This is a genomic window from Variovorax glacialis (genome assembly GCF_051216375.1).
Taxonomy (GTDB): Bacteria; Pseudomonadota; Gammaproteobacteria; order Burkholderiales; family Burkholderiaceae_C; genus Variovorax.
In genome coordinates this window covers 137,917-161,567 of record NZ_JBPJZT010000004.1, presented here as the reverse complement: position 1 = coordinate 161,567, position 23,651 = coordinate 137,917, and the positions used below count along the sequence as shown (strand labels likewise).

General features: G+C 66.3%; 25 protein-coding genes. 8 read left to right on the top strand and 17 right to left on the bottom strand.

What is annotated here, in order from left to right; all coding sequences use genetic code 11:
• Window positions 1-26: 26 nt before the first annotated feature.
• From ACSFBL_RS12390 to ACSFBL_RS12320, 15 genes are all read right to left on the bottom strand, one after another.
• Window positions 27-896 carry an intradiol ring-cleavage dioxygenase gene (locus ACSFBL_RS12390; protein WP_435516082.1) on the bottom strand — a complete coding sequence of 290 codons (870 nt, stop codon included), beginning with the start codon at window positions 894-896 and terminating at the stop codon, window positions 27-29.
• Complete coding sequence (locus ACSFBL_RS12385; protein ID WP_435516081.1) at window positions 880-1,956, bottom strand: branched-chain amino acid ABC transporter permease; 1,077 nt, start codon at window positions 1,954-1,956, stop codon at window positions 880-882. Before ACSFBL_RS12385 ends, ACSFBL_RS12390 begins: the two co-directional genes overlap by 17 nt.
• Before the next feature lie 4 nt (window positions 1,957-1,960).
• Window positions 1,961-2,821 (bottom strand): branched-chain amino acid ABC transporter permease, encoded by an 861-nt coding sequence (locus ACSFBL_RS12380; RefSeq protein WP_435516080.1) that lies wholly within the window; start codon window positions 2,819-2,821, stop codon window positions 1,961-1,963.
• A 25-nt stretch (window positions 2,822-2,846) separates the two neighbouring features.
• Window positions 2,847-3,548 carry an ABC transporter ATP-binding protein gene (locus ACSFBL_RS12375; protein ID WP_435516079.1) on the bottom strand — a complete coding sequence of 234 codons (702 nt, stop codon included), beginning with the start codon at window positions 3,546-3,548 and terminating at the stop codon, window positions 2,847-2,849.
• Entirely contained in the window at window positions 3,545-4,264 is a 720-nt protein-coding gene (locus ACSFBL_RS12370) for an ABC transporter ATP-binding protein (protein ID WP_435516078.1), read from the bottom strand. The genes ACSFBL_RS12375 and ACSFBL_RS12370 overlap by 4 nt, the downstream gene beginning before the upstream one ends.
• Window positions 4,265-4,269: 5 nt before the next feature.
• Window positions 4,270-5,529 (bottom strand): ABC transporter substrate-binding protein, encoded by a 1,260-nt coding sequence (locus ACSFBL_RS12365; protein WP_435516077.1) that lies wholly within the window; start codon window positions 5,527-5,529, stop codon window positions 4,270-4,272.
• A 56-nt stretch (window positions 5,530-5,585) separates the two neighbouring features.
• Window positions 5,586-6,653, bottom strand: a complete 1,068-nt coding sequence (locus ACSFBL_RS12360) for a maleylacetate reductase (protein WP_435516076.1) — start codon at window positions 6,651-6,653, stop codon at window positions 5,586-5,588.
• A gap of 5 nt (window positions 6,654-6,658) precedes the next feature.
• Window positions 6,659-8,122: an aldehyde dehydrogenase family protein gene (locus tag ACSFBL_RS12355; protein ID WP_435516495.1), complete on the bottom strand. Its 1,464-nt coding sequence runs from the start codon at window positions 8,120-8,122 to the stop codon at window positions 6,659-6,661.
• A 171-nt stretch (window positions 8,123-8,293) separates the two neighbouring features.
• Window positions 8,294-8,755 (bottom strand): nuclear transport factor 2 family protein, encoded by a 462-nt coding sequence (locus tag ACSFBL_RS12350; protein WP_435516075.1) that lies wholly within the window; start codon window positions 8,753-8,755, stop codon window positions 8,294-8,296.
• Between the two features lie 16 nt (window positions 8,756-8,771).
• Entirely contained in the window at window positions 8,772-9,146 is a 375-nt protein-coding gene (locus tag ACSFBL_RS12345; protein ID WP_435516074.1) for a c-type cytochrome, read from the bottom strand.
• Window positions 9,143-10,885, bottom strand: coding sequence for an FAD-dependent oxidoreductase (locus ACSFBL_RS12340; RefSeq protein ID WP_435516073.1), 1,743 nt, complete (start codon window positions 10,883-10,885; stop codon window positions 9,143-9,145). The genes ACSFBL_RS12345 and ACSFBL_RS12340 overlap by 4 nt, the downstream gene beginning before the upstream one ends.
• A gap of 57 nt (window positions 10,886-10,942) precedes the next feature.
• The gene (locus ACSFBL_RS12335; RefSeq protein WP_435516072.1) at window positions 10,943-11,950 is read right to left on the bottom strand and encodes a hydroxyquinol 1,2-dioxygenase; all 1,008 of its coding nucleotides are present in this window, start codon (window positions 11,948-11,950) and stop codon (window positions 10,943-10,945) included.
• An 18-nt stretch (window positions 11,951-11,968) separates the two neighbouring features.
• Window positions 11,969-12,478, bottom strand: a complete 510-nt coding sequence (locus ACSFBL_RS12330) for a cupin domain-containing protein (RefSeq protein ID WP_435516071.1) — start codon at window positions 12,476-12,478, stop codon at window positions 11,969-11,971.
• Between the two features lie 175 nt (window positions 12,479-12,653).
• Complete coding sequence (locus ACSFBL_RS12325; RefSeq protein ID WP_435516070.1) at window positions 12,654-13,025, bottom strand: hypothetical protein; 372 nt, start codon at window positions 13,023-13,025, stop codon at window positions 12,654-12,656.
• A gap of 75 nt (window positions 13,026-13,100) precedes the next feature.
• A complete protein-coding gene (locus ACSFBL_RS12320; protein WP_435516069.1) occupies window positions 13,101-14,051 on the bottom strand; it encodes a LysR family transcriptional regulator in 951 nt (316 codons plus the stop codon).
• 61 nt (window positions 14,052-14,112) lie between these two features.
• Here ACSFBL_RS12320 and ACSFBL_RS12315 point away from each other — a divergent pair, with 61 nt between their 5' ends.
• Window positions 14,113-14,547, top strand: coding sequence for a DUF1841 family protein (locus tag ACSFBL_RS12315; RefSeq protein WP_435516068.1), 435 nt, complete (start codon window positions 14,113-14,115; stop codon window positions 14,545-14,547).
• On the opposite strand, the gene ACSFBL_RS12310 is transcribed toward ACSFBL_RS12315, so the two are convergent.
• Window positions 14,508-15,482 (bottom strand): LysR substrate-binding domain-containing protein, encoded by a 975-nt coding sequence (locus ACSFBL_RS12310; RefSeq protein ID WP_435516067.1) that lies wholly within the window; start codon window positions 15,480-15,482, stop codon window positions 14,508-14,510. The two genes, ACSFBL_RS12315 and ACSFBL_RS12310, sit on opposite strands and share 40 nt — an antisense overlap.
• 101 nt (window positions 15,483-15,583) lie before the next feature.
• On the opposite strand from ACSFBL_RS12310, the gene pcaH reads away from it, so the two are divergent.
• Both pcaH and pcaG read left to right on the top strand, forming a co-directional pair.
• A complete protein-coding gene (pcaH, locus tag ACSFBL_RS12305; RefSeq protein WP_435516066.1) occupies window positions 15,584-16,312 on the top strand; it encodes a protocatechuate 3,4-dioxygenase subunit beta in 729 nt (242 codons plus the stop codon).
• 11 nt (window positions 16,313-16,323) lie between these two features.
• Window positions 16,324-16,932: a protocatechuate 3,4-dioxygenase subunit alpha gene (gene pcaG / locus ACSFBL_RS12300; protein WP_435516494.1), complete on the top strand. Its 609-nt coding sequence runs from the start codon at window positions 16,324-16,326 to the stop codon at window positions 16,930-16,932.
• Window positions 16,933-17,006: 74 nt separating this feature from the next.
• On the opposite strand, the gene ACSFBL_RS12295 is transcribed toward pcaG, so the two are convergent.
• Window positions 17,007-17,690: a c-type cytochrome gene (locus ACSFBL_RS12295; RefSeq protein ID WP_435516065.1), complete on the bottom strand. Its 684-nt coding sequence runs from the start codon at window positions 17,688-17,690 to the stop codon at window positions 17,007-17,009.
• A gap of 150 nt (window positions 17,691-17,840) precedes the next feature.
• Here ACSFBL_RS12295 and ACSFBL_RS12290 point away from each other — a divergent pair, with 150 nt between their 5' ends.
• From ACSFBL_RS12290 to ACSFBL_RS12270, 5 genes are all read left to right on the top strand, one after another.
• Complete coding sequence (locus ACSFBL_RS12290) at window positions 17,841-18,683, top strand: AAA family ATPase (protein WP_435516064.1); 843 nt, start codon at window positions 17,841-17,843, stop codon at window positions 18,681-18,683.
• Window positions 18,684-18,809: 126 nt separating this feature from the next.
• Complete coding sequence (locus ACSFBL_RS12285) at window positions 18,810-19,424, top strand: GNAT family N-acetyltransferase (RefSeq protein ID WP_435516063.1); 615 nt, start codon at window positions 18,810-18,812, stop codon at window positions 19,422-19,424.
• A 6-nt stretch (window positions 19,425-19,430) separates the two neighbouring features.
• Complete coding sequence (locus ACSFBL_RS12280) at window positions 19,431-20,618, top strand: vWA domain-containing protein (protein ID WP_435516062.1); 1,188 nt, start codon at window positions 19,431-19,433, stop codon at window positions 20,616-20,618.
• Window positions 20,619-20,775: 157 nt separating this feature from the next.
• A complete protein-coding gene (locus ACSFBL_RS12275) occupies window positions 20,776-21,690 on the top strand; it encodes a 2OG-Fe(II) oxygenase (RefSeq protein WP_435516061.1) in 915 nt (304 codons plus the stop codon).
• Between the two features lie 67 nt (window positions 21,691-21,757).
• Window positions 21,758-23,650 carry an autotransporter assembly complex protein TamA gene (locus ACSFBL_RS12270; RefSeq protein ID WP_435516060.1) on the top strand — a complete coding sequence of 631 codons (1,893 nt, stop codon included), beginning with the start codon at window positions 21,758-21,760 and terminating at the stop codon, window positions 23,648-23,650.
• Window position 23,651 lies beyond the last annotated feature (1 nt).

Sequence of the window (23,651 nt, the reverse complement as noted above, 5' to 3'; positions counted from 1 at the left end):
GCCATTATGACCACCTCGACCCGGCATCAAGCGGCGGATTCAGGCTCGAGCACGAAGTCGAACTTCAGCGTGTGGAACGGCGTGGCCTGCACGCTGCCGTCCGGCGCGACGCCATCACGGTGCGACACGAAGTCGCCGATGAGCGAACTCCGCACGCCGAAGACCGCATCGCTGTCGAGGTACTGGTCCCCGTCGCGGAACACGTGGGTGATGAGCGTCTCGTAGCCCGGCGCCTTGATCATGAAATGGACGTGCGCGGGCCGCCACGGATGGCGCTTGGTCGCCCGCAGCATGACGCCCACCGGCCCGTCCGTCGGGATAGGGTAGGCGACCGGCATCACGCCACGGAACCAGAGCCGGCCCTCGGCATCCGTGCGGAAGACGGCGCGCCCCTCCGGGTGATCCAGCCCGACGCGCTGCACGTCGTAGAAGCCCTCGGCGTCGGCTTCCCACACATCGACTTCGGCATCGGCCACCGGCTCGCCGTCGCGCCCTCGAACCGTGGCGTTGACGAACAACGGCTCGCCCTTCGCCCCGCCCGAGATGTCGCCGCCGAGCGCGAGCTTCGGCGCGCCGTGCACGTGGAAGGGACCGAACACCGTGGCCTCGGTCGCCTGGGCGCTCTTCGCGTGATTGAGTGCCACGGTGAGCATCGACAGCCCCAGCGTGTCCGACAGCAGGATGAACTCCTGCCGCTTGTCGCTGCACTTCTGGCCCGTCGCGGTCAGGAAGTCGATGCCGGCGGCCCATTCGGCCTCGGTCAGTTTCACTTCGCGTGCGAAGTCGTGCATGTGGCGCACCAGCGCCGACATGATCTCCTTCAGCCGCGGGTCTTCGCACTGCGCCATGCGGTCGAGCACGGCGGCGGTGATGGTGTGTTCATTGATGTTTCGCATGGGGATGGAACTCCAGGTCGGTAGGAAGGGCGGAGGACACGGGTCGCTTGAGTGTCGCCGTCTGGCCGGTCACCAGGCGCCGCTGCGTCGGGAACAGCGACCAGCCCCAGCGCTGCTGCACGAATCCCCACAGGCCCTGCTTGAAGAAGATGGTGACGACGATCGCGAGCACGCCCAGGCCGAGCAGGTACCAGGTGCCGTAGTCGCTCAGGAACTTGTTGAGCGCCCAGAAGATGAGCGCGCCCACCAGCGGCCCTTCGATGCGGCCGATACCGCCGATGACCACCATGAAGATCGCGAAGGCGGTCCAGTTGACGCTGAAGGCGGCATCCGGGCTGATGCGCAGGTTGCCCACGAAGTACAGCGCCCCCGCGAGGCCCGCCCCGAAGGCCGCGACGACGTACACGGCGAGCTTCATGCGGGCCACCGGGATGCCCTGCGATTCCGCCGCCACCTCGTTGTCACGGATCGCGAGCAGCGCCAGCCCGCGCTTGCTGCGCAGGAACAGGTACACCAGCGCGATCGCGGCCACCACGCAGGCCAGCGCCATCCAGTAGGTCACGCTTTCGCGCGTCGCCTTCTCGATGCCGCGCAACGCGGTCAGCGTGGTGCCCGAGCCCCCGCCCACCGCCGACACATTGGCGAAGCTGAGCCGGAACACTTCCGCGATCACCCAGGTGCCGATCGCGAAGTAGCCGCCCGACAGCCGGAATGCCACGAAGGACACCGGCACCGCGATCGCGCCCGCCGCCAGCGCGCCGAGCGGAATGGCGATGAAGGGATTGAGTCCCGCAAAGTTGCCGAGCATCAGCATCACGTAGCCGCCGAAGCCGAAGAAGGCCTGCTGCCCGATGCTCACCATGCCGCCGTAGCCCGCGAGCAGGTTCCACATCATCGCGAAGATGAAGTAACAGGCGATCTCCACGAACTCGCGCATCCAGCTTGACTCGCCCCAGAAGGGCAGGCTCGCCGCGAGCACGACGAGCGCGATCGCGATCCACAGCGCCGAGCGGCTCGCCGCCGTGCTGCGGACCACGTTGAAAGTCGGAAGGTTTGTCATCTCGTCATCCGCGAGTCTTGGGGAAAAGGCCTTGGGGACGCAGTACCAGTACCAGCAGGAAAACCAGGTGGCCCACCCAGATGCCCCATCCGGGATCGAGCCTGAAGCCGATCTGCTGCGTGATGCCGAGGATCATCGCCCCGGCCAGCGTGCCCCAGAACGAGCCCATGCCGCCGATGATCACCGCCTCGAAGGCGAAGAGCAGCAGCAGTGGTCCGTCCGATGGCGATACGGTCGTGCGCATCCCCTGCAAGGCACCCGCCACTGCGATCAGCACGAAGGCGATGGCGGTCGCCAGCGCATAGACCTTCTTCGCGTTCAGCCCCATGAGTTCGGCGATCTCGCGGTCGTCCGACACCGCGCGGAAGGAGCGCCCGAGCGCCGTGTTTGCGAACAGCCATTGCAGCGCGCCGGTCGCCACCAGCGCGATCGCCAGCACGATCAGCGGCAGCACACCGATCGACAGCAAGTCGCCGATGCGCAGCCCCTGCGTGTTGAGGCCGCCGGTCTCGATCGACCGCGGGTCGGCGGAGAACACTTCGAGCAGCAGGTTCTGAATCACGATCGAAAGGCCGAAGGTGACGACCAGCGACGGCAGCGGGTCCTTGCCCAGCGTGCCGTTGAGCACGTAGCGCTGCAGCGCATAGCCGAAGCCGAAGGCGACGGGCAGCACCGCCAGCGTGATGAGAAGCGGCGCGTCGCCGAAGAGCGTGGTTCCCGCGATCACCGCGAAGGCGCCCAGGATGATGAAGTCGCCCTGGGCCGTGTTGGTGAGGCGCATGACGCCGAACATCAGCGACTGCCCGAGTGCGAACAGCGTGTAGAGGCCACCGAGCAGCACGCCCTGGAGGATGGTTTCGAGCAAGGGATGTCTCCTCGTGTGTCCGGGCTCACAGCCCGAAATAGGCCTGCGAGATCTGCTCGCGCGTGAGCGCGTTGGAGCGGCCCTGCAGCGACACGCGCCCTTCCTGCAGGCAGTAGATGCGCTGCGACACGCGCTGCGCCATCGTCACGTCCTGCTCGACGATCACCACCGTCATGCCTTCGCGCGTGATGTCGGGCATCGCGGCGTAGATCTCGCGGATGACGATCGGCGCAAGCCCCAGCGACAGTTCGTCGCACAGGAGCACCTCGGGATTGCTCATGAGCGCCCGGCCGAGCGCCACCATCTGCTGCTGCCCGCCCGAGAGCGCAGTGCCCGGGTTGTGGCGCTTTTCGGCGAGGATGGGAAACAGCGCGTAGAGGCGATCCAGGTTCCACGGGCCCTTGCGGCCGGTGAGCCCGCCGATCTGCAGGTTCTCCTCGACGCTGAGGCTCGGGAACAGGCGGCGCCCTTCCGGCACCATCGCCAGCCCGCGCTTCACGATCTCGCCCGGCGGCAGGCCGCCGATCGCCTCGCCCTTGAAATGCACGGCCTCGCGTGGCGCGCGGACCAGGCCGGTCAGGCACTTGAGCAACGTCGACTTGCCTGCGCCGTTCGATCCGATGACCGCGACGAGTTCGCCCTGCGACAACGAGAAGTCGACACCGAAGAGCGCCTGCGCATCGCCGTAGAAGGCCTCGAGGCCGCGGGCTTCCAGCAAGGCAGTCATGCTTCCATCCCCATGTACACCCGGCGCACCTCGGGATCGTTCATCACCGCGCGCGGCTCGCCTTCCGCCAGCTTCTGCCCGAAGTTGATGACGAACAGCCGGTCGGCGAGCGACAGCAGCGCATGCACGACGTGCTCGATCCAGATCATGGTCACGCCGCGCGCCTTGATCTGCTGAAGCTCCTCGACCAGTTGCCGCGCCTCGGGCTCGGTCAGCCCGCCCGCGATCTCGTCGAGCAGCAGCAGCTTCGGACGCGTCGCCAGCGCACGCGCGAGTTCGAGGCGCTTGCGGTCCAGCAAAGTGAGCCCGCCGGCCGGCTTGTTCGCATGCGGCATCAGGCCCGTCTGCGCCAGCACTTCATGTGCCGTCTGCCAGGCCTCCTGCTCGCGCTCCTGCGCGCCGAAGCAGGCGGCGGTCACGAGGTTCTCGAACACGCTCATGTTGCCGAAGGGCTGCGGCACCTGGTAGCTGCGGCCGATGCCGGCATGGCAGCGCTGGTGCGGCTTGAGCGCGGTCACGTCCTTGCCCTCGTACTCGACGCGGCCCGCGTCCACATGCACGTCGCCCGAGATCAGGTTGAACAGCGTGGTCTTGCCCGCGCCGTTCGGCCCGAGGATGCCCAGCGTCTCGCCTTCGGTCACCGAGAGCGTGATGTCGTCGGTGACCTTGAGCGCGCCGTAGGCCTTGCTCACGGCATGGAGTGCAAGCAGCGTCATGGCGTTCAGCTCGGCATCGGGCGGAGGCTGCCGCCGACCGGGATGTTGCTCGCGGCCTCGTTGCTCACGATGGTCAGCTCGTACTTGTATTTCTTGCCCTTGCCCCACTGCCCGAGCACGAGCGGCGTCTTGCTGACGTTCTTGAACGGACCCTGCCCGCCCCATTTCACCGGACCCACCACCGTCGCCAGCGAACTCGCGGCGACCGCGTCGCGTACGTCGGAAGCCTTCACCGACTTGGAGCGCGACAGCGCATCGGACGCGACCTCGAACAAGGCGTGCGCGAAGCCGATTGGCTGCGTCCACTGCTTCTTCGTCCCCGCCTCGTAGGCCTCGGCCAGCGACTTGGCGCTCTGCTTGGTCAGGCTCGACGTGAAGGGATGCGACGGGCTCCACCACACCTCGGTCGACAAGCCGTCGCCCAGGTCGCCCAAGGCGTCGATCGCACCGGGGAAGAGCAGCGCCTTGCCGAGCGTGATGATCTTCGGCTTGAAGTTCTGCTGACGCGCCTGCGTGAGGAAGGTCTTGGCATCGGGTGGGATCACCACGCCGGTGACGATCTCCACGCCGTCCTTCTTGAAGGCCGCGATCTGCGCGCTGAAGTCCTGCGTACCGTTCTGGAAGCGGCCCGGATCGACGAGGGTGAAGCCCATCTGCGAGAGCGGCTTCGGGAATCCCAGTTCCTTGTCGCCCCACGCATTGCCGTCGCCGTCGTTGGGGAAGAGACCGCCGACCTTCTTGTTGGTCGGGATCGACTTCCAGCCGTTGGTGAAGTTGGCGATGACGTCTTCCAGGCCCCAGAACAGGTGGTAGGTCCAGTTGAAGCCCTTCGCCGGATCGCCCTTGCGGCCGAAGAACCACGGCTGCCACGGCACCACGCTGGAGATGCAGGGCACCTCATTCAGCTCGCAGGCATCGCTCACCGGATTGGCCGTCTCGGGCGTACCGGCCGTGAGCACGAGCGCCACCTTGTCCTTGAGGATCAGGTCGTTCGCGACTTCGCCCGCCCGGTTGGGATTGGACTGGCTGTCCTTCAGCACGATCTGCACGTCGTACTTCTTGCCACCCACCGTGATGCCGTCCTTGAAGACCGTCTTCATCTGGTCGATGACCCACTTGTCCGCCTCGCCGAAGGGCGCGAGCGGCCCGGTCTGCGGCGACACGTAGCCGATCTTGAGCGTGTCCGCCGCAAAGACCAGCGGCGTGGCGCCCGTGGCCGCCAACGCTGCCGCGGCCTGGGTGAACTGTCTGCGATTCAATGTCATGGTTGTCTCCTTCTTTCTTTCTTACTTTCTCTTCCTGCACAAGATCGCCTGCGGCTTCAGCGCGGCGGGTCGCCGTCGAAAGCCCGCTGCAGCAGCGCGCGGATCGCGTCGCGTTCGGCGGGCCCGAAGGGCCGCGGATTCCAGTAGGGGTTGCTCACGGCGATGTCGGCCGCGCGGTCGAGGTCCTCGGCACGCATGCCGATGTCCTTGAGCGCGACGGGCGCGCCGTTGTCGCGTGCGAGCGCGTAGAGCCCGGCGGCGGCCGATTCCGTGCCGAGCGCCTGCGCGATGCGGTCCATCGCGCGCGGCGCCGCTTCGGCATTGAAGGCAATGGCATGCGGCAGCACCACGGTGTGCACTTCCGCATGCGGCAGGTTGAAGCTGCCGCCCAGCGTGTGGCACAGCTTGTGATGCAGCGCCATGCCGACATTGCCGAGCACGCTGCCGCACAGCCACGCGCCGTAGAGCGCATCGGACCGCGCCTCGATGTCGTCGGGCTGCAGCCGGATCAGCGGCAGTGCCCGCGCGATCGCGGCGATGCCTTCGCGCGCCATCAGGTCCATCACCGGGTTGCTGTCCTGCGCATAGAGGCCTTCCGCCGCGTGGGCGATCGCGTTGATGCCGCTTGTCACGCTGAGACCCACCGGCAAGGTGCGGGAGAGTTCGGGGTCGTAGATCACCGTGCGCGGCAGCACCCGCGGGTCCTTGCCGGTCTTCTTGAGGCCCGCCTCGGTGAGGCCGTAGATCGGCGTCATCTCGCTGCCGGCGTAGGTCGTCGGGATGGCGAGGATCGGCAATCCCGAGTCGAGCGCAATGGCCTTGCCGAGGCCGGTGGTCGAGCCGCCGCCGATGGCCACGGCGCAATCGGCATCGAGCTTGCGCGCGACTTCACGCGCCTCGCGCGCCGTCTCGATCGGCACATGCATCACCGCGCGGTCGAAGATGCCGGCCGATTGCGCGCCGAGCATGTCGGCCACGCGCTCGGCCTGGCCGCGCTGCTCGGGCGTGGAGAGCACGAGCGCGCGGCGCGCCCCCAGCGCGTCGATTTCTCGCGCCAGGTGCTGGAGCGAACCGGCGCCGAAGACGACGCGTTGGGGATGGCTGGTGTAGATGAAGGCGCGCATGATGGTCAGCGTTCGAAGTGAGGAGGGATCTGGGCGTCGATATTGACCCAAACGCTCTTCACCTGCGTGTATTCGCGCATCGCGTCGAAACCCATCTCGCGGCCATACCCGCTCTGCCCCACGCCGCCGAAGGGCGAACCCGGGTTCACGCGCTTGTAGCTGTTGATCCAGACCATGCCGGCGTGCAGGTCGCGCGCGACGCGGTGGGCGCGCTGCAGGTTGCTGGTCCAGAGGCCGCTGCCGAGGCCGTAGTCGGTGCCATTGGCGATCTCCATCGCCTCTTCGTCGGTCTTGAAGGTCAGCACGGTGACAAAGGGGCCGAACACCTCTTCCTGCGCCACGCGGTCGCGGTAGGACTTCGCGCGCACCACCGTGGGCTCGACATAGCAGCCGCGCGCCAGGTCGCCGCCGGGCGATCTGCCGCCCACGAGCACTTCCCCGCCTTCGCCCTTCGCCACCTCGACGTAGTTCAGCACCCGCTCGCGATGCTGCGCGCTCGTCAGCGGCCCCATCTCGGTCGCGTCGTCGAGCGGGTTGCCCAGCCGGATCGACTGCGCGAGCGGAATGAACTTGTCGAGGAAGGCGTCGGCGATCTTCTCGTGCAGCATCAGCCGCGAACCCGCGATGCAGGCCTGCCCCTGGTTGTGGAAGATGGCCCAGGCGCTGCCATTGACCGCGGCGGGGAGGAAGGCGTCCTCGAACACGATGTTCGGCCCCTTGCCGCCGAGTTCGAGCTGCACCTTCTTCAGGTTGCCCGCGCTGGCCTGCACCACCTTCCGGCCGGTCGCGGTGCTGCCGGTGAAGGCGACCTTCGCGATCTCCGGATGTTCTGCGATGTACTGGCCCACGACGTGGCCCAGCCCCGGCACCATGTTGACCACGCCGTCCGGCATGCCGGCCTCGGCCATCAGCTCGACGATCTTGAGCGAGCTGAGCGGCGTGATCTCCGCCGGCTTCATCACGATGCAGTTGCCCGCGGCGAGCGCGGGCGCCATCTTCCAGCTCGTGAACATCAGCGGGAAGTTCCACGGCACCACCTGGCCCACGACGCCCACCGGCTCGCGCAGGGTGTAGTTGAGGAAGCCGGCCTCGACCGGAATGGTCTCGCCCTGGAACTTGTCGGCCATGCCGCCGAAATAGCGGAAGCAGGCCGCCGTGCGCGGCACGTCGAGCTTGCGCGAGTCGCGCACCGGATGGCCGGTGTCCAGCGATTCGAGGCGCGCCAGTTCCTCGCTGTTGGCCTCGATGAGATCCGCGAGCCTGAGCAGGATGCGTCCGCGGTCGGCCGCCGCCATGCGGCTCCACGCCGGAAAGGCGCGCTTCGCGGCCGCTACGGCCCTGTCGACGTCCGCCTTGCCGGCGAGCGCCACGTCGGCGATGGTCGAGTTGTCGTGCGGGTTCAGCGTCGCGAGCGTCTCGCCCGATTCCGCGTCGACGAAGCGCCCGTCGATGAAGAGCTGGTGCCGGATGGGCGTCTTGAGGCCGGCGGCCAGCTGGATGTCTGCGAGGTTCATACAAAGTTCTCTAGGCTGTCACTGCGAAAAGCGGGGAACACCGCGGAACCGGCTTCGCCGGGCCGCAGGTGTTGCCCCCTGCAAGGGGGTGGAGAGCGACACGAAGTGCGCGAGCCTGGGGGTGTGTCATTGCCCAAGCCAGGGATAGCGGGCGGTGTCCTTCGAGGCGTAGTCGGGGTCCAGATAAATGAAGCAGCGCTGGATCAGGAAGTCACGGACCTCGAACACGTCGCACCACCTGCCCGCGCCCCATTCGGGAACACCGGCGCGCCAGGGCCCATCCGCGTGCTCGCCATAGCTCGTGCCTTCGCACGCGAACAGGTCGGTGCCCGAGAAGATCCAGTTGAAGCCCGCGTAGTCGTGCCGGATCGACTTGCCCCGGCTGCCGACCTCGCCGAACAGCTTGCCGATCTGCTCCTTGCCGTTCGCCAGGCCCCACTTGGGGAAATACACCTGCGCGTCGTCCGCGAACAGGTCCAGGATCGAGCCGCCGGTGGAAGTGACGCCGCCGTTGTCGTAGGCCTTGAGGTATTCGAGCGCCACGGACTTGCGTTGCTCGTCGGTCATGGTTTGACGGGTGAGTGCCATGGTGAGTCTCCTTCTTTCACTTGAGTGATTGCATGTACTCGATGAGCGCCGCGCGCTTCTTCGGGTCGTCCTGGAAATAGACCATCGTGTTGCCCGGCGCAACGGCCTGGGTGTCGGTGAGCCAGCGTTCGAGCAGCGCGCGATCCCAGGTCTTGCCCTTCATCGCGTCGATGTACTGCTTCGAATAGGTGAAGCCCGGGCTGCTGGCGGCCTGCCGGCCGAGCAGTCCGAACAGGTTCGGTCCCACGCCGTTGGGCTCGCCCTTGCCGAAGGTGTGGCATTGCGTGCAGCTGTTCTGGGCGAGGCGCTCGCCCGGCGACTGGGCGTGCACGGATACCGCGCCGAGCAGGAGCAGGCCGAACGCCACAGCGTTGGCGAGTCCGGCTTTCATGCCGCGCTCCCTGACTCGGCATGCGCCGCGTTCGCAGCACGGTACGAGAACGCGATGATCGGCCCCAGCGTCGCGCCGCCGGCCCAGTAGGCGCGGCCCGATGCCGATGCGACGCAGTTGCCGACGCCGTAGAGGCCCGGGATCGGCTGGTCGCGGGCGTCCAGCACGCGGCCGTGCGTGTCGGTCTTCGGTCCGCCCTTGGTGTCCAGGGTGCCGGAGACGACCAGCGCGGCGTAGTACGGACCCGTGTCGGACAGCGGCCACATGGTCGGATTGGCGCGCCCCGGCTCCTGCTTCACGTCGCCATTGAAGAGCAGTTCGACGACCCGCTCGCCGCGCTTGAAGTCGAGGTCCTTGCCGGTCTTCGCGAAGCCGTTGAAGCGCGCGATCGATGCCTGGAGGTTCGGCAGGAAATCCGGCGACAGCCGGGCCCCGCCGATCACGCCGGCGTACTTGACGAATCGCTCGTCGATCGCGCGGGCCAGGTCCTGCAGGGTTGCGCCCTTGATCACGTGGCGGTCGTCGGTGCCCGGCGGCACGATCAGCCGGCCGTACTCCGCGCTCGCCGAGTTCTGCTGCGAACGCTGGTCCCACACGGCGATGCGGACCAGGTTGGGGTACTCGGCCTTGGCGCCATCCCATTCGAAGAAGGTCTGCGCCAGCTCGTTGTACTGGAGCTTTTCGTTGACGGTGCGCCGGCCGTACTTGTTGACGAAGAGCATCGAGTCGCCGGCGACCGAGAACATGCCGGACATCGAGCCGTCGCGCGCCACGGCCTTCTCCAGCGGCACCGGGCAGCTCCACGCGTAGTTCATGTTGCGCAACTGGGCGCCGAGCGGGCCGGCCATCTTCACGAAGTCGCCCTCGTTGCTGGGTGCGGCGCAGCCGCCGTAGATCGGGCCGTTGAGGAAGTTCTTGCGCAGTTCCACGTTGTGCGTGAAGCCACCGGTCGCGAAGATCACCGCCTTCTTGGCGCGAAGGCGCACCGTCGCGCCGAGTTCGTCCTCGGCCTCGACGCCGATCACGCGTCCATTCGGGTTCTGGAGGATCTTCGTCACGCGCATGCCGGTGCGGATCGGGATGCCTTCCTGGCGCGCCTTGGTGGACATGGTGCGCACGGCGACCAAGCCGCCGTCGGCCATGCTCGGGATGGCGTCCGCCGGCACCAGCACGCGGCCCTTGGGTGCCTTGTCTTCGGGCAACTCCGCGAAGTAGTCCGGCACGTCGGGCACATGGCGATACGGCAGTGCGCCCTTGGCGGCCAGCAGTTCGGCGGCCGGCGAGGCGCTGTCGTAGATGGCTTCGCACATGTCGTACTCCCACTGCGTGAGGCCGAAGCGTGGATGCGCCGGATCGAAGCCCTGCGGGTTCGACAGCCGCGCCACGTACTTCAGGAAGTCGGGCTTCGGATCGGAGATGCCGGCTTTCTTCATGGCCTCGTTGTTCGGCACCCAGTACCAGAACGCCGCCTTCGAGGTGGTGCCGCCGATGGCGCCGGCCTTCTCGAGGATCACCGCGCTGTTGCCTTGCCACCGCGCGAACAGGGCGGAGGCAAGGCCGCCGCAACCGCTGCCGCAGACCACGACGTCATAGGTGCCGTCGAAGGCCTGGGCCGCCTCGGCCGGCGCCGCGGCCAGGCCCAGGGTGGCCGCCGCCACCGCGGCGGTGCCCGCGCCGGCGTGCTGGATGAATTGCCGGCGCGAAGCTGCGCCGGCACCGGACCGGATGCGGTCTGCCATGAGAGTCTCCTTGTCGTGAAGCTGCGCAGCCCTGCCGCGCAGCGTCGCCAATACGGGCTAGAACTGGACCGGGATCTCCGGGCTCTCGCCCTTCTGGATCTCGTAGACGAGGCTGGGCGAGCCGTTCTCCCAGACCAGCAGCATCGACCGCTTCGGGCTGAAGCCCTGATGGCGGCAGTAGGCGGGCATGGCGGCCATGTCGCCGGCCTTCATGATCACGCGGGCCATCGGCTTGCCCGTGTTCTTGTCGCCGCAGTCCCAGTGGATCTCGTCAGTCATCTGGAAGAACCACTCGACGCGGTCGTTGCCGTGGATGATCGGCAGGATGTGCTCCTCGGTGGTCGGGCACATGTAGCTGTGCTTGACGACCGACGTGAAGCTCGGGTTCCACGTGACCTGCGAACGGCTCAGGAAGCCGAACAGATTGAAGGCATGCACGTCGTTCTCGAAGCCGGGCTCGGGGTGCAGTTCGGGCTGCGCCTGCGGCACGTCGGCGAAGGCGCGGTTGACGGGCGCGCCGCGCTCGTCGCTGCGCAGGTCGAGATCGCCCTTGAGGCCGACGCAGCGCTTGGCCAGTTCGCGGGCCCGGGTGATCTTGGCCGTGTTGTTGCCCTGCTTGCGGCCGTAGGGCGAGCCGGTTTCCTGCGGTGCCGAGAAGGGGTCGAAGCTTTCGTTGGTCCAGTCGTCGAGCATGGCCTCGAAGGTGGCGCGGATCTGCGCGGTCGGGAAGTTCTCCAGCAGGTCGATGCCGGCTTCCTTCATGGTGCCGTTGAAGCTGCCTGCGTAGAGGTCGACCGACTGGTAGTGGTTGACCGTGCCGACCACGTCGTCGAAATTGACCCATCCATAGAAGAAGCCCCAGGCCACGTCGCGCATCAGCGCGCGCAGGTAGTTGCCGATGTCCAGCGTGTGGCTCATCGGCCGGCCGTCTCGGGTCTTCCAGGTGATGTGGGCGAAGTATTCGTCGCGGCGGAAACCGAAGCTGCCGAGCGAGAAGTCCTTGTAGCCGAGCGTGGCGTCGGGCTGCGACGCGATGACCTTGGCGAGTTCAGCGGGTGCGTTCATGGTGTGGCTCCTTCTGGCTCAGTGCGTCTGGCAGATGTCTGCCCATTTCTCTACCGACAGGTCGCCCTTGCAGGTTTGCAGGACGATCACGCCGGGCGAGCCCGCGGTGCGGAACTGGTAGGCGGTGTTCTTCGGCAGCAGGCCCTGGTGGCCGCGCGAGAGCTTCATCCAGCCCATCTTCGCGCCCTTGGGTTCGCCCTTCACGAGCACGGCGCCGTTCTTCTCTTCGTCCTGAACGGTCTGGCTGGCGTCGAGCTTGACGAGATGCACCTCGACGTCGCCGTCCATCACCAGCGCGAATTCGTCGTGCGCGCTGGTGTACCAGGGCGAGGTGCCCTCGGCGCGCAGCGTCTCCAGCACGTAGATCTGGTTCTGGCCGAAGACGACCTTCTCGTACGGCTTGCTCTTGCTCGCGATGTCGAAGCAGTTGGAGAAAGCGTAGTGGCGCACGTCGTCGTCGATGGGCTCCACGTGGCCCTTCTCGTAGTGCTTGAGGGACCCGAAGCGGGTCTGGTAGGCGGCAGTCATGGTGTGTCTCCTCTGGGTGCCAACAAGGCAGCGGTGGGCTGCGGTGACTGCACTTTAGGAAACGAGGGGCGGCTCCGGTAGGCCTCAAATCCGGGCCGCATTGTTCGCGGAATCCGGTCAATCCGCAGGGTTTACCCCTGTCTTCCGAGGCCGCGCACCGGCGATCAGAGGCCGTTCAGTGTCCGCCGGAGAGCACCACCGCCGCCAGCGCCACGGCCACCAGCATCCCGCACACGGAGCCGATGAACCAGCGCACGGTGATGCCGTAGGTGGCCTCGTCGTCGTCCGCGACGAGCAGCGCGCGGTAGAGCGTGTAGATCTCCGCGACGATCGGAACGAGCAGCGCGAGGAGCGCGATCACCGAGCGCGAAGTCCACTCGCCGGGCGCCTCGAAGGCCCAGTACCGCACGAAGGAAAGCGAGAAGCCGATGATCACCGTGACGGCGGTGATCATGCCCTCGCGATAGCCCGGTGGCAGCGGCGCGCGCGGACGAGGCGCCTGCGGCGGAATGCGGGTGGGTTCAGGCGATGTCTGTGGATCGCTCATGGGGCGGGCGCGCCGATCGCCCGGCGCAGGGGGATGGGATGGGCGCGATGGTAGCGCCGTACGGCGGTTCCGCCTTCATGCGTCCGCGATGAGCCCCGTCGGCAGCAGCCCGCGATCGATCATGGCCGCATCCCACGGCGGGACACGCGTGAACGCCGCCGTGAGGTGCTCGATGAACAGCCTGAGCTTGAAGGCGTTGCGCGAGGTCTCCGCGTAGACAGCACTCAGCGAGAACGACGACAGCAGGTGGTCCGGCAGCACGACCTGCAGGTCGCCGCGCAGGATCGAATCGCCCGCGACCAGCGTCGGCAGGCAGACGATGCCGGCGTGCTCCATCGCGTACTCGCGCAGCAGGTGCACGCTATTGGTCAGCAAGGCGGCGCTCATGTACAGCGTCACCTGCTCGCTGGCGTGATGAAAGGTCCAGCGGTCGCGCGTCGGATACCCCGAATAGAGGCCGAGCGTGTGCTTGTGCAGGTCGCGCGGACTTTCCGGCGCGCCGTGCGTGCGCAGGTATTCGGGCGTGGCGCAGAACACGCGACGCACCGGAAAGAGCGGACGTGACACCAGTTCGGTCGAAGCCGCCGGGAAAATCTGCAAGGCGCAGTCGACACCGGCCTTGACCGGATCCACCACCGCATCGCTCACGATCAGTTCGAGATGGATGTCCGGAAAGCTGACCTGGAACGCCCGCAGCAGCGTCGCGAAATGCCCGAGCACGAAGCCGGTCAAGGCATGGATGCGCAGCGTGCCGGTGGGCCCGGCCCGCGCGTCGCGCATCTGGTCCATGATGTCGTTGGCCCGCCCGACGAGTTCGGTGCAGTCGCGCAGGAAGGCCTGCCCCACGTCGCTGAGCCGCACCACGCGCGTGCTGCGATGGAAGAGCGGCGCGCCGACATGGTCTTCGAGCTGCTTCACGCGGCTGGTGACCACCGACTTCGCCACGCGCATCTGCCGCGCGGCTTCCGCGAAGCTCTGGGTCTGCGCGACGCGAACGAATGTCTCAATGTTTTCGAGGCGGTCCATGGCTTGGCAATGTACGGCGGCGGGCCGAATACGTTCTGAGGGTCGGTGCTAACCTCTGCGCATGTTCAATCCCTCCCAAGAGGAAGTGCGTCGTTTCTTCTGCGACGTCTTCGCCAAGAGCCGCCGGGGCGAGCCGATGGAAGCGCTCGAGATCATCGCCAGCCGCTGGATCGACGAGCACCCTGAATACCACGCCGACCTGTCCGACGCCGATGCCGCCGTGGCGCGCGTCTACGACGGCAAGGACGGGCGCGAGAACCCCTTCCTGCACCTCTCGATGCACCTGTCGATCAGCGAGCAGTGCTCCATCGACCAGCCGCGGGGCATCCGGCAGGCGGTCGAACTGCTCGCTGCGCGCCGCGACTCGCTGCTCGATGCGCACCACGAGGCGATGGAGTGCCTGGGCCAGATGATGTGGGAAAGCCAGCGCGCCGGCCGGCCGCCGGATGGCGAGGCCTACGTGGCCTGCGTCCAGCGGCGCGCGACACGCGACTGAGCCACGCCGGTCTCGCGCAGCAGGGTGATCAGTGTCTGGCGGGCGGCCGAAGGCTCGGCGTCGATGCGCAGGAGGAGGCCGACCGGTTCCTCGGTGCCTGTGGTGTCGATGGCCAGCCGTATCAGGTGGCCCGACTCCAGGTCGTCCCACGCCGCGCCGACGGGCGTGAACCAGACGGCATCCGAGCGGACCACCAGGGCCCGCGCCACCGAGAGGTCCAGGGTCTGGGTGACATGGGCCGGCAGGCGCAGTCCCAGCCCGGACAGGAAGCTCTCGGTGTGGTGCCGCGGAATCGTGCCTTCGCCGTACACCAAGAGCGGATGGCGCAGCACGTCCTGCACCGACGGCGCGCCGCCGGCCAGGGGGTGGCAGGGCCGGGCGACGATCGCCAGCGGTTCGGTGTAGAGCAGTTCGAAGGTCAGCCCCGTCATCAACTGCGGATCGCTCATGCGACCTGCGACGAGATCGAGTTCGCCCGCACGCAGGTCGTCGAGCAGCGGCGCGTTGGCGCCGGTGTGCACCTGCACCTGCAGATCCGGCAGGCGTTCGCGCAACGCGGCCAATGCGGGCGGCAGCAGGGAGGGCGCGACGCTGGGGAGCGCGCCGACGCGGAGGCGCTGGAGCCGCGCGCCGGATGCCGGCATCACCGCCTCGGCACTGGCATCGAGCGCCTCCAGCACACGCAGCGCATGCGCGAGCAGATGCTCGCCCGCCGCGGTGAAGCCCTGGATGCCGCGCCGGCCGGCGCTGCCACGTTCCACCAGGCGCGCGCCGGCCAGTTCCTCGAGTTCAGCCAGGGTCTTGGAGACGGCCGGCTGGCTGAGCGCCAGTCGCTCGGCCGCCCGTGCCAGATGGCGTTCCTGGGCGACGGCCACCAGGCAGCGCAAATGCCGCAGTTGAACGCCACGGACGAAGGCTTCGGAGCTGGCTGGCATCGTATTACCGCTGGTTATGAAAAATCGTCAAGCCGTCAATTTACATCAGCATTGCGCATGAATAGAGTCTCGGGCATCCCCACGATCCGGAGACAAATCGAATGCCTTCTTCACCGACCGCCGCCAAGCTGCCCCAGCTTTCACCGCGCGACTGGCCCAGCCACCCCTCGTACGTCTATTCAGGCTATCGCTCGACCGCCAAGCGCGGCCCCACGCAGGCGTTGATCCCGCTCAAGACATCGCTCGGCGAGCTGCGCCAGCCGGTCTATGGCCACAGCAGCATCGGCGAGCTGGACCATGACCTCACGCGCAACGCCCGCCGCAATGGCGAGCCGCTCGGCGAACGCATGATCCTGACCGGCCAGGTGCTCGACGAGCGCCGCCGCCCGGTGCGCAACACGCTGGTCGAGTTGTGGCAGGCCAACGCCGCCGGCCGCTACGTGCACAAGGTCGACCAGCACGACGCCCCGCTCGACCCCAACTTCCTCGGCGCAGGCCGCTGCCTGACCGACAGCGAGGGCCGCTACCGCTTCCTCACCATCAAGCCGGGCGCCTATCCCTGGGGCAACCACCCGAACGCCTGGCGGCCGCAGCACATCCATCTCTCGCTGTTCGGCGAGCACTTCGGAAGCCGGCTGGTGACGCAGATGTACTTCCCGGGCGACCCGCTCCTGCAGTACGACCCGATGATCACCGGCACACCCGAGAAGGTGCGCAATCGCCTGATCTCCGACTTCAGCCTCGACGTCACGGAAGACGGCTATGCGCTCGGCTACGTGTTCGACATCGTGCTGCGCGGCGCCGACGAGACGCCTTTCGAAAACCGCTGAGGAGACACCGAATCATGATGAGCGCACTCGAAACCAACTTCGGCCAAACCCCTTCGCAGACGGTCGGCCCCTACTTCGCCTACGGTCTCACGGCGACGCAATACGGCTATGACTTCGACCAGCCCTTCGACGCGGTCCTCGCGCTCGACGGCGCGCGCGGCGAGCGCATCCGCATCGAAGGGCGTGTGATCGACGGCGACGGCAATCCGATCAACGACGCCCTGGTCGAGATCAGCCAGCCCGACGGCACGGGCGAATACCCGCAATCGGTCGACGATGCGCGCGACACCGGCTTCCGGGCCTTCGGTCGCGTGGGCACGGGCACCGACGCGCAGAACCGCTTCGTCTTCCATACCGTCAAGCCCGGTGCGGAAACGGCCGGCGAAGCACCACACATCAATGTGATCGTGCTGATGCGCGGGATGCTGCTGCACGCCTTCACGCGCGTCTACTTCAGCGACGAGGCCGAGGCCAATGCCAAGGACGCCGTGCTGAACAGCGTGCCGGCCGAACGTCGCGGCACCTTGGTCGCGCAACGCAGCGAAGCCGGCGGCTCGGTGACCTATCGTCTCGACATCCACATGCAAGGTCCGAACGAGACGGTGTTCTTCGACGTCTGAAGTCCGAACGCTGAAACGACAAAGCCCGCTGCAAGCGGGCTTTGTTTTTGGGGAATCGAGGACGATCGGGGCGATTACTTCGGGTCGTGGATCATCGACTCCGGCACCGTCTTCAGCTCGCCGGGCAGCGAGCTGATGTAGCTGGCCAACTCCTTGATCTCGGTGTTGGTGTACTTCTTGGCCTGCCCGCTCATCACGCCGTTCGAGCGGCCGAGCTGGTGCTGGTTCTGCACCTTGTACGACTTGAGCGCGACGTAGAGGTAGTCCGCATGCTGGCCGGCGAGCTTCGGTACCGTGCCGTCGTTCGGCGTGTTGAAGTTGGCGCCGTGGCACTTGGTGCAGGCGTTGTCCTTGTCGCGCGCGATCAGGGCCTGTACTGTTTCGCTCGGATGGCTGGCGAGGGTCAGCGGCGGTGCGCCGCCTTCCTTCACGCCAAGCTGGCTGTAGTAGGCGGCGAGGTCGGCGATGTCCTGCTCGCTCAGCGAGTCGGCGATGGCGCGCATGGTCGGATGCTTGCGATCGCCGCCCTTGTACTGGGTGAGTGCCGAGACGATGTACGTCGCGCTCTGGCCCGCGATCATCGGGACCTTGTGAATCTCGGGGAAGCTGGCCTGGTAGCCGATGATGCCGTGGCAACCCACGCACATCGCCGTCTTCTTCGCACCGGCTTCAGCATTGCCCGTGATCTTCTGGGCCTGGGCCGAGACCGTCACGCAAGCGACAGCAAGGGCAAACATCGTGGTCAACAACTTGTTCATTTTGCGCGCACAATCTCGTGGAGAAACAGGTTTCAAATCAACATTTGATTATATGGGGGCTCCTTGTGGCCCCCATGGGCGAGGCAGTCGGAACGCTCGGCAGCGCTGGCCAATGTTGTGTTCTTTCAACCACCCTGCACCACGCCATCCATGAAATTCAAGGGTTCAGACAACTACGTCGCCACACAGGATCTGATGCTCGCCGTCAACGCGGCCATCACGCTCAAACGACCTCTGCTCGTCAAGGGCGAGCCCGGCACCGGCAAGACGATGCTCGCGGAAGAAGTGGCCCAGGCGCTCGACCTGCCGCTGCTCCAGTGGCACATCAAGTCGACCACCAAGGCCCAGCAGGGTCTCTATGAATATGACGCGGTGAGCCGCCTGCGCGATTCGCAGCTGGGCGACGAGCGCGTGAAGGACATCCACAACTACATCGTCAAGGGCGTGTTGTGGCAGGCCTTCACTTCCGACGAGCCGGTGGCGCTGCTGATCGACGAGATCGACAAGGCCGACATCGAATTCCCGAACGATCTCTTGCGCGAGATCGATCGCATGGAGTTCTATTGCTACGAGACGCGCGAGCTGATCCGCGCGAAGCACCGCCCGGTGGTGTTCATCACCTCCAACAACGAGAAGGAACTGCCGGACGCCTTCCTGCGCCGCTGCTTCTTCCACTACATCAAGTTCCCCGATGCCGATACGATGAAGAGCATCGTCGCGGTGCACTTCCCCGGACTGAAGCAGGAGCTGCTCACCTCGGCGATGAAGACCTTCTACGACGTGCGCAACCTGCCCGGCCTGAAGAAGAAGCCGTCGACCTCCGAGCTGCTCGACTGGCTCAAGCTGCTGGTTGCCGAGGACATTCCGCTGGAAGCGCTGCAGAGCAAGGACGACAAGGTCGCCGTGCCGCCGCTGGTCGGCGCGTTGCTCAAGAATGAGCAGGACGTGACCCTGTTCGAGAAGCTCGTCTTCATGCAACGGAATAATCGATGACCCCCAGGCTTCGCGCACTCCGTGTCGCTTCGCCTACCCTCTTCCAGGGGGCAACACCGGCGGCCCGGCGAAGCCGGTTCCGCGGTGTTCCTGGCATGTCGCCTTTGCCTTTGAGAGGATGACGGGATGGCGTTCGTCGAACCTGTCACGCTGACGGCGCGCGGGATCGCGCTGGTGCCGTTGTCGCTGGATCACGAGGAAGGCCTTCGCGCCGCGGCGGCCGATGGCGAGTTGTGGAACATCCGCGTGACCTCGGTGCCCGAACCGAAGGACACGCGCAGCTACATCGAAAGCGCGCTTCAGATGCGCGAGGCCGGCAACCGCTTCGCTTTCGCCGTGACCGACGAGGCCAGCGGCGAGGTGCTCGGCAGCACGAGCTTCCACGACATCCTGCCCGCGGTGAAGCGGGTCGAGATCGGCTACACGTGGTATGCCCGCCGCTGCCAGCGCACGCACGTCAACACCACCTGCAAGTACCTGATGCTCAGCCATGCGTTCGATGCGCTCGGCTGCCACGTGGTGGGCTGGCGCACGGACAACTTCAACCACGCGTCGCAGCGTGCCATCGAGCGCCTCGGCGCGAGGAAGGACGGCGTGATCCGCGGCCATGCGCTGCGCCGCGACGGCACCATCCGCGACACCGTCATGTACAGCCTGCGCTCGGGGGAGTGGCCCGAGGTGCGGGCCCAGTTGCTCTACCTGCTGGACAAGCCCCACACGAGCCCTTCGCCTCAGGAGTGATTCGCCATGCTGATCGACTTCTTCTACACCCTGCGTTCCGCCAAGCTGCCGGTTTCGGTCAAGGAATACCTCACCCTGCTCGAAGCCTTGCAGGCCGACGTCGTCGGCCCGAATTCCGAGGACGCCTTCAGCCTCGACGATTTCTATTACCTGTCGCGTACCGCGCTGGTAAAGGACGAGAAGCACTACGACAAGTTCGATCGCGCCTTCGCCGCCTACTTCAAGGGCGTCGAGATGCTGGCCGACTTCACCAAGGAGATTCCGCTCGACTGGCTGCGCAAGACGCTAGAGCGCGAGTTCACCGCCGAGGAAAAGGCCAAGATCGAGAAGATGGGCTGGGACGAGCTCATGGAAACGCTCAAGAAGCGCTTCGAAGAGCAGAAGGAACGGCACGAAGGCGGCAACCGATGGATCGGGACGGGCGGCACCTCACCCTTCGGCCACGGCGGCTACAACCCGCAGGGCGTACGGATCGGCGGCGCCGGCAAGAACAAGAGCGCGGTCAAGGTGTGGGATCAGCGGGCCTACAAGGACTACGACGACAGCCAGGAACTCGGCACGCGCAACATCAAGATGGCCTTGCGCAAGCTTCGCAAGTTTGCGCGTGAAGGCCACGAGGAAGAACTGGACCTCGACGAGACCATCCACAAGACCGCCGCCAATGCGGGCTATCTCGACATCAAGATGCGGCCCGAGCGTCACAACAACGTGAAGGTGCTGCTGCTGATGGATGTCGGCGGCACGATGGACGAGCACATCCAGCGTGTCGAGGAGCTCTTCTCGGCGGTCAAGACCGAGTTCAAGCACCTGGAGTTCTATTACTTCCACAACTGCGTGTACGACTTCATGTGGAAGAACAACCGCCGCCGCTATTCCGAGAAGTTCGCGACCTGGGACATCATCCGCAAGTACAACAAGGACTACAAGCTGATCTTCGTGGGCGACGCGACGATGAGCCCCTACGAGATCCTGCAGCCGGGCGGCAGCGTCGAATACAACAACGAGGAAGCGGGCGCCGAGTGGATCCAGCGCCTCACGCACGCCTTCCCGAAGTTCGCCTGGGTCAATCCGGAGCCTCAGGGCGTCTGGCAATACCGCCAGAGCATCGCCGTGATGCAGCAGCTGGTTTCGCACCGCATGTATCCGCTCACTCTCCGGGGGCTGGAGGATGCGATGCGGCTGTTGTCAAAATAAAGTAACGGTTCCGTCACTCTCCCTTGTCGGGGGTAGAAACTGTCAACTAATCGACACGCGGCGGAAAACTTTTGTCACACACAGCTTGAGTGTCCGCTACATTTAACACTTAAGGATTCAGAAAAACTCTTCCACCCGAATCCGAGGAGGTGCTGCCGTGTCTGCCCTGCTGTCATTCCCCGAGTCCTCGGTGCATGAACGAACCCTCGCGGTCGATTCGGCCAAGGCGGCCTTCAGGACACCGCCCGACTATCTCAGTATTCGCGGCGTGCGATTGCCTGTCGACGAACTCGTCGACCAGTCGCTGTTCGTTCCCGAGCATCGACAGCGCCTCCGGCACAGGCTCCTCGACGCCAGCCCCTTCCCGCATCTCGTGCTCGATGGCATCTTCAACCCGGATCTGCTGGATCTGGTCGCGGAAGAGTTCGACATGGTTCCGGAATCCGCCTGGGCCGAAATCAGGAGCAAGTACGAGTGCACGCGGCGTTCGGTCCTCGGGGTGGCGCTGGGTCCCGCACAGCAGGTCTACTTCGACATCGTCAATTCGGGCTGGTTCACCGAATGGCTCTCGTCCCTTACCGACGTCGCCTATCTGCTGCCCGACCCCAAACTCTTCGGCGGCGGGCTGCACGAGAGCCGCAACGGAGCGAGCTTTGCGGTGCACCGCGACTTCAACCACCACCGGCATCTTGGGTTGAAGAACGAGATGGTCTTCATCACCTACCTCAACAAGGGCTGGGATCCGGAATGGGGTTCGGCGCTCGAGCTCTGGGACAAGAAGGCGAATCACATCGTGTCGACCGTCCAGCCTGAATTCGGGCGGACCATTCTGTTGCCGCACGGCCAGAAGAGCTACCACGGGCATACCAAGGTCCTTCAGACGCCCGATGGCCGCCCGCGCCGTTCGGTCGCGGCCTACTACTACACCAGTCCGCTTGCCGGCAAGCTGCACGGCGACGAGTCCGCTTCGGTCTTCATGCGGCCCGCGCGTGTCGACAAGGTCAAGACCTTCGCCCGCATGATCGTGCCGCCCGTTGTCTGGGCACTGGGACGAAAAATCACCGGGCGCTGATCGCCGCTGGGCGTTCGACTGGCCGGGGTGACCCGGAAGCGGGTTCGCATGCTGTCAAAATGCCCGCATGCTTGGGTTGGTCCCTCTACTCACGCCGGCTTGGATGCCGGCGTTGTTATTTGCAGGCATCCTACTTTTGCAGGGTTGCAGCCTTCTGCCGTCCAAAGAGGGCGCAGAGACGGGCTCGGCCGCGAGCCCGGTCGCCGGTGAGACCCGCGGGACCAAGGGCCGCGATGCGTTCACCGTCGACGTACGCGCCCCGGACGCCGTGCACGACTACCTGGTGAACAACCTGGAAATCCAGCGCTACCGCCAGGTCGACGACCTCGGTGCCATCGAGCTGTCGCGCCTGATGGTCGCGGCCGAGGGCAACGCGCGCGAACTCCTGAACACCCTCGGCTACTTCACGCCGAGCCTGACGCTCGAACTGCTGGAAACGCCCGACGGCAAGGCCCCGCGCGAGGTGAGGATCACGGTCGAGCCGGGCGAACTCACGCGCGTGAGCAACGTGAAGATCGATTTCAGCGGCCCCATCGCGGACGATCAGGCGTCCGAATCGCGGCGCGACGCCATCCGCGTCGATTGGCCGATGCGCGCGGGCCAGCCGTTCAACCAACAGGCCTGGGACAACGCCAAGGCCGCCGCCGTCCGCAGCCTGACGGCACGGCGCTATCCGACCGGCAGCATCCTCACGAGCCGCGCCGAGATAGACGCCGATCGGAGCGAGGCCAAGCTGGGCGTCACGCTCGCGTCAGGCCCCGCCTATCGCTTCGGCCCGCTGGTGGTGCAGGGCAATCAGCGGTACGACGCCGACAGCATCCGCCGGATCGCGCGCGTCCCTTTCGGATCCGACTACGACCGCCAGCAGCTCCTGGACGCGCAGCAGCGGCTGGCCGCCAGCGGCTATTTCGAGTCCGTGTTCCTCACGCTCGACACGCAGGACACCGATCCACAGACGGCACCCGTGATCGCGCAGGTGCGCGAAGCGCAACTGCAGAAAGTCGTGGCCGGCGTCGGCTTCACGACCGACAGCGGGTTTCGCGTGTCGCTCGACCACATCCACAACAGCATGCCCCTGCTGGGCTGGCGGGCCGTGACCGGCCTCTATTACGACAAGGACAAAAAATCGCTCGGCACCGAGTGGAGCGCGATCCCGGGCGACGACGGATGGCGTTCGTTCGGATCGGCGCAGCTCAAGAACGAAGTCTCCGGCAGCTACACGGTCGACAGCGGGCGCCTGCGCGGCGGCCGCAGCCAGGCCAGCGACCATATCGACCGCAGCTACTTCCTGCAGTACGACTATGCGCAGAACCATGGCTTTCTCCCTCCGCCATCCGCTTCGGCGTTGAGCGTCAACTGGGGCTGGACCGGCCGCTATTTCGACAACGCCGCGGCGCCGTCCCGCGGCCAGGGAATCGCGCTGGAACTCGCCGCGGGCTACACGCTGACCGGCGAGCGCTTTCCCTTCACGCGCACCTATGCACGCTGGGTCGGGATCGTTCCGGTCGGCTCGGTGGAAAGCGCAGACCGGTCGCAGGCCCGGAGCAGCCGCATCCAGCTGCGGTCCGAACTCGGCGCGGTGGTCGCCAACGACAACGCGCAGATTCCCGCCACGCTGAACTTCCTGACCGGTGGCGACACCACGGTGCGCGGCTACGCCTATCGTTCCATCGGCGCCATCCGGCCCGACACCGCCGTCGTTGCCGGGCGCTACCTCGGCCTTGCCAGCGTCGAATGGCAACGGCCCATCGTGTACGACGGAAAAATGACCGAGTGGGAGAGCGCAGTCTTCGTCGACGTCGGCGCGGTGGCCGACCATCCCAGCGACATGAAGGCCCAGGTGGGCGTCGGCGTCGGCGCCCGCTGGCGCAGCCCGATCGGGCCGGTGCAGATCGATGTGGCTTATGGCGTGCAGGTGCAGCAGTTCAGGCTTCACTTCCGGCTCGGCTTCACCTTCTGAG